The organism is Wolbachia endosymbiont of Nomada ferruginata (assembly GCF_001675785.1).
Taxonomy (GTDB): domain Bacteria; phylum Pseudomonadota; class Alphaproteobacteria; order Rickettsiales; family Anaplasmataceae; genus Wolbachia; species Wolbachia pipientis.
In genome coordinates, this window is record NZ_LYUY01000059.1 from 1 (window position 1) to 8,153 (window position 8,153).

General features: G+C 36.0%; 7 protein-coding genes and 1 pseudogene. 6 read left to right on the forward strand and 2 right to left on the reverse strand.

Annotated elements, in window-relative coordinates; translation table 11 throughout:
* Positions 1–81 precede the first annotated feature (81 nt).
* The 3 genes and pseudogenes from BA053_RS04115 to gmk all read left to right on the forward strand — a co-directional run.
* Positions 82–777, forward strand: a pseudogene (locus BA053_RS04115) (ankyrin repeat domain-containing protein); the annotation flags it as partial.
* Positions 770–2,575 carry a pentapeptide repeat-containing protein gene (locus tag BA053_RS04120; RefSeq protein ID WP_065106790.1) on the forward strand — a complete coding sequence of 602 codons (1,806 nt, stop codon included), beginning with the start codon at positions 770–772 and terminating at the stop codon, positions 2,573–2,575. The pseudogene BA053_RS04115 and the gene BA053_RS04120, both read left to right, overlap by 8 nt.
* Positions 2,559–3,164 carry a guanylate kinase gene (gmk, locus tag BA053_RS04125; RefSeq protein WP_065095341.1) on the forward strand — a complete coding sequence of 202 codons (606 nt, stop codon included), beginning with the start codon at positions 2,559–2,561 and terminating at the stop codon, positions 3,162–3,164. The genes BA053_RS04120 and gmk overlap by 17 nt, the downstream gene beginning before the upstream one ends.
* Positions 3,165–3,172: 8 nt before the next feature.
* Here gmk and BA053_RS07335 read toward each other — a convergent pair whose 3' ends face one another.
* The gene (locus BA053_RS07335; RefSeq protein ID WP_167347035.1) at positions 3,173–3,382 is read right to left on the reverse strand and encodes a hypothetical protein; all 210 of its coding nucleotides are present in this window, start codon (positions 3,380–3,382) and stop codon (positions 3,173–3,175) included.
* A 488-nt stretch (positions 3,383–3,870) separates the two neighbouring features.
* On the opposite strand from BA053_RS07335, the gene BA053_RS04130 reads away from it, so the two are divergent.
* Positions 3,871–5,748, forward strand: coding sequence for an ankyrin repeat domain-containing protein (locus tag BA053_RS04130; RefSeq protein WP_065094599.1), 1,878 nt, complete (start codon positions 3,871–3,873; stop codon positions 5,746–5,748).
* Here the strand turns inward: BA053_RS04130 and sdhA are convergent.
* Entirely contained in the window at positions 5,720–7,525 is a 1,806-nt protein-coding gene (gene sdhA, locus BA053_RS04135; RefSeq protein WP_065094600.1) for a succinate dehydrogenase flavoprotein subunit, read from the reverse strand. The two genes, BA053_RS04130 and sdhA, sit on opposite strands and share 29 nt — an antisense overlap.
* Positions 7,526–7,644: 119 nt before the next feature.
* Between sdhA and BA053_RS08705 the strand changes: the two genes are divergently transcribed.
* Both BA053_RS08705 and BA053_RS08355 read left to right on the forward strand, forming a co-directional pair.
* Positions 7,645–7,803, forward strand: coding sequence for a hypothetical protein (locus tag BA053_RS08705; RefSeq protein WP_156518005.1), 159 nt, complete (start codon positions 7,645–7,647; stop codon positions 7,801–7,803).
* A 131-nt stretch (positions 7,804–7,934) separates the two neighbouring features.
* Positions 7,935–8,069 (forward strand): hypothetical protein, encoded by a 135-nt coding sequence (locus BA053_RS08355; protein WP_255356246.1) that lies wholly within the window; start codon positions 7,935–7,937, stop codon positions 8,067–8,069.
* Positions 8,070–8,153 lie beyond the last annotated feature (84 nt).

The window sequence follows — 8,153 nt, forward strand, 5'->3', positions numbered from 1 at the left end:
AGAATTTCATATACCTAGCTATGAGTAGGGTTATGTTAAAGAGGGAATATGCTTGAATTTACTTGTTTCCGGACAACCTCTAATGAACTTTCAAAAAGTGATGCGAGTCAATTATTAGAGGAAAAAAAAGAAAAAGTAGAGAGTCAGTTTGAAGAAAAAAAAGTGAAAGAAACAAACAGTAATTCCAAGGACCGCAATAGAGTAAAACCTATAACTAAAAAAGATGAAAGTGAAAAGAAAAATTTACAAAAATGGACAAAGCTAAACAGAGAACCAATAAAAGAATGGGGTCATAAAGATATACAAAGCAAGTCAATATATAAACGACAATATGATAGCCTTAATGAGCATCTTCCTACAACTGTATTTATTGATGATTACAGTAAGCAATTTTTTTACTGTATTAAGAAAAATAACTTACCTTGCTTAAGAGGAATAATAAGTAAGCTAGAAAAAATTGGATTAACAACTCAAGAGATACTAAGGTTTAGAAATAAATTGGGTGATACTCCTCTCATTTATTCAGTTAAACAAGGTGAGGTAGACATAGTGCGCTTTCTCTTATTACAAGGTGCTGATCTTAGAGTAGTTAACAATAATTTTCAATCCCCAATTGATATAGCAATCGAAAAAAAGCAGATCAATATAATAAATGCGATTGCCGAAATGATGCCACACCTTTTGGAGGATAGAAAAATAGACAATAAAGAAAGCTCAGCAATGTACGATTGGGCTGTGAAAACGAAAGAAATACAGTGCGATAAGCAAGATGATTAGATTTTTGATATTAATTTTAGTTGGTCATTTATGTTATGGAAACGAAACAAATGATGAAAAAAATCAGATTAGTGATTTTTTAAACGCTTTGCGTGATGCAAAATACGTATCTTACAGTAAAAAAGACTTTACTGAATTTTTGGTGCAGTGCCACAAAGAGGGCGTGCCAGAAGATTTTAAGAAAGGTTTTGGTTCTAACTTAAATGGAGCTAATTTTAACCAACTGTACCTAAGTAAATCTGTTTTTGATGGAGTAAGTCTGATTGGTGCCGATTTTTCTAACACCGATTTATCCGATGTGTCTTTCATTGATGTTGATTTACGTGGTGCTAATTTCTCCAATGCTAATTTACATGGCATTAAAATAAAAGGTACAAATTTGAGTTTTACAAAATTTGTTTCTGCAAACTTAACAGATATCGTATTTGATCAGTCTAATGTTAGTTATGCTGATTTTATCAGTTCCGATCTCAAAAAAGTAAGTATGCACAACGTAATTGGTTTGCATACTAATTTCTCGAATGTGAAAATGAATTTCTCCAACTTATCAAACTCGAATGTTGGCCACGTAAATTTTAGTGATAGTGAAATAAACGATACCGTTATGCAGAAAAACAACCTTGATAATGCAAGTTTCTTTGGAGTGGATGCATATAAATTAAAGATACAATTTTCTTCATTAAAAAATGCTAACATATATGGTGCAGAGTTAAAAGAATCAGACTTTACAGGTAGCAATCTTTCCGCTGCCTACCTTAATTCTTCTATCATAATTAACAGTAACTTCGACGAAACTAATTTAAGCAACACACAAATTTCCTATGTGAATGACGATAATTCAAGTTTTGTTCAATCTATACTAAATGGTTCCAAGATAAAGCATACATATGTTTCTGAAGCAAATCTTCAGGATGCTGATTTATCCAATATTGATTTTAGTTTTAGTGAACTGCATCAAGTTAATGTCTCTAATGCTGACATTCGTCACGGAAAGTTTCATAATACTAAAGTTGCGAATTCTAACATGAATGGCTCATTTTTTGACCATTCACTATTCACCTCTGCGAAGATAGAAGATTCAGACCTTTCTACAACTTCAATGTATAAGATAAAAATCCAAGACTCTCAAGTTTATAACAGTACACTTTCTCGCCATAATATTGATTCCAGTGAAATAGAAAATTCAACATTCTTTAATTTATTAGCTGATAATTCAAGCTGGTCTAATTTAAAAGTAACTAATTCAAATTTTATTGAAAGCGATTTCAGATCTTCTTTGCTTCACGCTAATGCCTTTAGGAAAACTAGCTTTTTTCTTAGCAATTTGAGCAATTCAACAATTAGTGATATGTCTTTTCTCTCTTCAAGCATATATAAAAGTTCAGTTGTTGATGCTCACTTAACAGGTTGCAAATTTGATAATTCAATTTTGATTGACAATAAAGGACAGAAAAAACTTGCAGGTTCAGAAAATGCTATAACTTCGATTAAAGATTTGCAAGAGAAAATATCACAGGGTGAAAAATTTAATGTAAATTATTCTTACTTTGAATTTAAGAATATGAATTTAGAAAATGCCGATTTTTCTAATTCAACATTGAGTAGAGCAAAGTTTGTAAACGTTAATTTGAATAAGGCAAATTTTGAAAAAACCGATTTGCGCTATACTGTCTTTGATAACTCTTCTCTTATTGGCACCAACTTATCAAATTCTAATTTAGAAGGTTCTAGCTTTTTAAACTCTGATCCAAAAAGCGCCATGTTAAAAAATGCAAAGAAAAATGACCGTAAAAAGTGAGGGCGTATTATTGGTTCTATCCTCCCCTTCTGGAGCTGGAAAAACTACTATATCAGCAAAATTACTTGAGCAATCAACTAATTTAGTTAGGTCTGTTTCTATGACTACACGCAAGCCTCGCCCCGGCGAAATAAATGGAAAAGACTATTTTTTCGTTACCGAAGAAAAATTTCACGAGTTATGCGAAGCTGGTCAGATGCTTGAATACGCCAAAGTTTTTGAGAATTTTTATGGTATACCAAGAGATTTTATAGAGCAAAACCTGAGCAGTGGAATAAGCGTTTTACTAAGCATAGACTGGCAAGGAGCATTTCACTTATTCAAGCTCATGAGAAAAAAAGTTGTGAGTGTTTTTATACTTCCCCCTTCAATGGAAGAGCTTAGGTTGCGTTTGCAAAAGCGTAATAGTGATGATGCAAGCGAAATAGAGCGCAGATTAGCCGAAGCTCAAAAAGAGATAAGCAAACGTGATAAATATGATTATGTAATAATCAATGATGATATTGACAAAAGTGTAGAAGAGATAAGCTCCATACTAAATAAAGAAAGACTTAAAAAACTAAAAGAAAAACCAAGTCTGGAAGACTGATAAAAACATTAATGTATCTGTTCAGCAGAGTGGCAAAATAAGGTAGACGAGAAAAGACAACTATAGGAACAAATGGGTGTCATGCCAGTGCGTGACACTGGCATCCAGTCCTTTTGCACAGTTCCATCAAAAACGTTGTAAAGCGCTTTCGTGTTTACCAACTTAGTGCCCAATCTGGATCCCAGTGTCAAGCACTGGGATGACAAGAAAGGGAGCACTGGAATTTTTGTTTCAGTATTTGTACATTAGCCATGCATCTGAACAGATACACATTAATTTGCAGCTATAGTTTCTTATCCTATTTTAGCCAGTAGCACGTTTCGCACTTTAGCTATATTTATTATTTTTTAAGATTAAATGGTTAAAATAGTAGACAACTGTTCAAGTGAGGTTTAACTATGACGGCAAACTTTCTTACAGAAATTAATTTTCTGCCTTCTTACCTGCCTTTCTATCTGTATTTCAACTACATATAGCTAAAAGTAACTTAGGTTTACTGAAATATGTTTATGGTTAATTATAGGCGATATCTTGAGTTGTCATTCCAGCGCGTGACGCTGGAATCCAGATTTTTTAGACTGGATCCTATGGTCAAGCCATAGGATGACAGAAGCGGTCTTTGTTAGCTATATACAACGTTTGACTTAATTAAAAAAATTGAATCTTAGCTGACAACTTAAATAGCTTTTAATATTGAGGTTTTAGTATGGATATAGATCTAAACGCACTAACTACTAATGCAAAAAAATTAGATGAATACATAGATAAAAATGAAAAGCAAGAGCGGGATAGAAAAGACGAACAATTGTATGGCATTATAGAGAGAAAGGTAAAAAAAGAAGAACACAAGCGTGAAAAACCAAGAGGTCAAGATGGAGCTCTCAAGGAGTGTAAAAGGTTATTCAAGGAAGGTGCTAGCCCTGAAGTATTAACTAAATTAGAAGAATCACTTAGAGAACAAGAAAAATATTATAGGTATTATGTCCAATGCTTCCTTCCAGTGCTAGATAAAGCAATAAAACGATCGAAAAAAATATCAAATGAAACAAAAGAACGAGTAAAGCAAGTAATTTCAGAAATTACTGATAATAGCAAATATTGTTCTAATAGTATTACCCACAACAAAAATGATCGTAGGAATAGTGAAGATAGTGAAGCAGAAAGTGGCTACGGTAGCGATATTGAAGATGATCATAAAGTAGAAATAAGCAACGAAATAACAAATAGCAATGCTCTATTACTAAAAGCGATCAAAAATGGAAATAACAGGAAATTTAAAAAATATCTAAAAGATTGTACGGATATTAATAGTATGAAAGGTGAAAAAGACAACAATATTTTACACCTTATCGTGTCGTTGGAAAAGAAACAGAAATGCAAGTTTCTAGGTACCCTAATAAAAACGGTCACCGAGGAAGATTTAGCACAACTCATTAATAGTAAAAATCAGGAAGAACAAACGCCTCTTCATCAGCTGCTTCAGCATATAAAAGGAAAGAATGAGGATCGATCATGTACAGATAGAAAATTTGAAAAAACTAAAAGGTATGAAACCCTAGAACTATTGCTAAAAAATGGTGCAGATATTACTGTGCAAGATAAAGATGAAAAAAATGCTCTGCACTATATTGCTTCATTCAAAGGAGAACAAAAAGTTACATGTTTGGAATTGATTTTAGGTTTAGTAAAAAATGGAACAATATCTAAAGATAAATTAGGTAAAGCTATAAATGCTAAGAATGGAGAAGGGAACACACCCCTAGAATTGGCATTAAAGAAAAAAGCAGAAAAAAGAAGTATCGAATACCTACCGCAAGGAACAATTTTTGATACAGCAACTGCTTATGACAATACAACAAAATTTTGTACAATGCTGCTAGAAATAGGCGCTGATCCCTGTTCTCTGGAGCTGAAAGATCCAAAATTCCATACTAAAAAGTACTATTTAACTTTACGAGATCTAAAAGATTATTCAGGGACTCCACAGAAAGCACAGGAGAAAGCTAAAGAACTAAAAGAGAAGCTTGAAGAAAAATACCACTGTAAAACTGCTTCAAAAAAATGCAAGTCTGGCATTAAAGAAGCAGGTTCTGGTATAAAAAAAGGAGTATCTGCTGTAGCAGGATTCATAGATCCAGCAAAAAGGACCCGCGAACTGTTAGCAATCACGATAACGATTACTGTTATTGCAATGGTAACATTTGCTTTCTTTCAGGGTCAAATGGCAATTGGAGCAGCCATTCCTATCATAGCTGTTGCTGGAGTTATATGCCTTACTTTAACTTTAGGATTTAGTGGTATTAAGAAACTTTTTGAAAAATCAACCAACAAAGCACAGGACACATTTAACGACAAAAACCGCTCTAATTCAACAACAGAGCAGAATCAAGCTTCGAAGAACCTTGTTAATAATGATCAACAGAATTTAAGAAATGAGACTAAAAATCAAGCAGTACAAGAGTCACCAAATCAACCAGAGCATACAGAAAACCCAGCTACTAAAATGAGCGATGTATCAATACTACGTCAATTCATGAATAAGCTAGATGGGCTGACTAATAAACCCTCTTCTCTGGCGCTATGAAATCAATCTCACCGCTCAGAGTTTTTTCAGCCACTTTTTTATAATCAATTTTTACGTTAATTTGCCCTTTCTTTTCTTCAAGCCACGCTATAGTGTGCTTCATCCAGTTTTTGTCATCACGTTCAGGAAAGTCTTCACGAGCATGGGCACCTCTGCTTTCCTCGCGATTAGCTGCGCATTCCATGGTAATAACCGCTTGTGGGATCATGTTAGCAAGCTCCAGTGCTTCAACTAAATCACTATTCCACATCATACTGCGATCCTCAAGTGAAATATCAGGCATCATTTTTGCTACCTTTTTTATAGCTTTTTTGCCTTCTTCTAAAACTTCAGCAACACGGAAAACTGATGCGTATTTTTGCATAGTGTTCTGCATTTCACTGCGTATTTTTGCTACTTTTAGCCCACCAGAAGCAAATCGCATTTTATTGAATCTATCTACTATCCAGTCTGTGCAGTCTGAATGCAATTTTTTATGTGGTGTACCGGATTTTAGTTTCTCTCTTGCTCTGAGCGCTGCAGCTCTGCCAAAAACCACAAGATCAAGAAGCGAGTTAGAACCAAGTCGATTTGCACCGTGCACAGAGACGCACGCAGCTTCTCCAATTGCAAATAGTCCATCTACCACTTCTTCCTTACCTTGCTTCAGCGTGATCACTTCTCCATGATAATTGGTTGGAATGCCACCCATGTTGTAGTGAACAGTCGGAATGACCGGTATTGGATCTTTAGTGACATCAACTCCAGCAAAAGTTCTTGCGGTTTCGCTGATGCCCGGCAATCTGAGCTTTATTACTTCCGGATCAAGATGCGCTATAGTTAAATACATGTAATCTTTTTTCGGTCCAACTCCCCTTCCCTCTCTAATTTCAATTGTTATTGCACGACTTACCACATCACGGGAAGCTAAATCTTTTGCTTTTGGTGCGTAATGTTTCATAAACTTTTCGCCCTGAGAATTAACGAGGTACCCCCCTTCACCACGGCATCCTTCTGTCATCAAGCACCCTGAGCCATATATTCCTGTTGGATGAAATTGTACAAATTCCATATCTTCAAGCGGTAATCCAGCCCTTACTACCATGCCATTACCATCACCTGTGCAGGTATGCGCACTTGTTGCAGAGAAATAAACACGTCCATATCCACCTGTTGCTAGCACCACTCTATGCGCACGAAATTTATGTAATGTACCGTCGCATAGCGACCAAGCAAGAACTCCGCAGCATGCTCCGGTTTCGCTATCCATAATTAAATCAATCACAAAGTATTCAACAAAAAATTCAGCGTTGAATTTAAGACACTGCTGATATAGAGTGTGAAGGATTGCGTGCCCAGTTTTATCTGCCGCCGCACAAGTGCGTTGAGCTGATTTTCCTTTACCAAAGTGAGTTGTCATTCCACCAAAGGAACGCTGGTATATTTTGCCATCTTCTGTACGAGAAAAAGGTACGCCAAAATTTTCAAGTTCAATAACAGCTTTAGCAGCGTTTTTACACATATATTCTATTGCATCTTGATCACCAAGCCAGTCTGAACCTTTTATTGTGTCATATGCATGCCAGCGCCAATCGTCTTCACCGATATTACCTAAAGCTGCACTAATTCCGCCTTGTGCTGCAACTGTATGACTTCGTGTAGGGAAAATTTTAGAAATGCAGGCAACTGAAAAATTAGTTGCAGCCATCCCAAGCGTTGCTCTGAGCCCTGCTCCACCTGCACCTACTACTACCACATCATACTCATGTTCTATGATCTCATACGCTGACTTATCCATATTTACTTATTTTATCATTACAGGCTTATGATATCACAGAAGTAGAAAAAATCTATACAAGTTTTCTGTAGCTATATCGCTGCGGTATTTCATAATAGATCCCGCTAACACGTAGCGGGGTGACAGCAGTCCTACGTCATACCGCCGCAGTATCTCAACCACTAACACGTAGCGGGATGACGGTTGTCAGGGTGTCATCCCAGCGCCTCTATGACGTCATCCCAGTGCTTGACACTGGGATCCAGCTTTTTTGTAATTTTATTGAAAATGTTGTATAGTCGTTTGTTTACAATCAATTTTTCTGGATCCCAGTGTCAAGCACTGGGATGACACCCTACTTAGCCGTCATACCGCGATTCATTTGCGGTATCTCATCCGCTAACAAGAGATCCCGCTAACACGTAGCGGGATGACGAGCTTATTGTCATGCCGCCGCGAACCGTCATACCGCCACGAACCGTCATACCGCGATTCATTCGCGGTATCTCTAGATCCCGCTAACAAGCAGCGGGATGACGATTGTCGTTTAGCTATAAATATTTAAGAAATTTACCAAATAAAAAAAAGGCAAAAGAAGCCCTGGTCATTGTCTATTTTCAGTATTGGCGTTTTTTAAGTCTTAAACACT

Excerpts from the sequence above, each read along its gene's own strand:
- BA053_RS04120 (WP_065106790.1), top strand. The coding sequence starts at position 770 with ATGATTAGATTTTTGATATTAATTTTAGTTGGTCATTTATGTTATGGA.
- gmk (WP_065095341.1), top strand. The coding sequence starts at position 2,559 with ATGACCGTAAAAAGTGAGGGCGTATTATTGGTTCTATCCTCCCCTTCT.
- BA053_RS04130 (WP_065094599.1), top strand. The coding sequence starts at position 3,871 with ATGGATATAGATCTAAACGCACTAACTACTAATGCAAAAAAATTAGAT.
- sdhA (WP_065094600.1), bottom strand. The coding sequence starts at position 7,525 with ATGGATAAGTCAGCGTATGAGATCATAGAACATGAGTATGATGTGGTA.
- BA053_RS08355 (WP_255356246.1), top strand. The coding sequence starts at position 7,935 with ATGACGAGCTTATTGTCATGCCGCCGCGAACCGTCATACCGCCACGAA.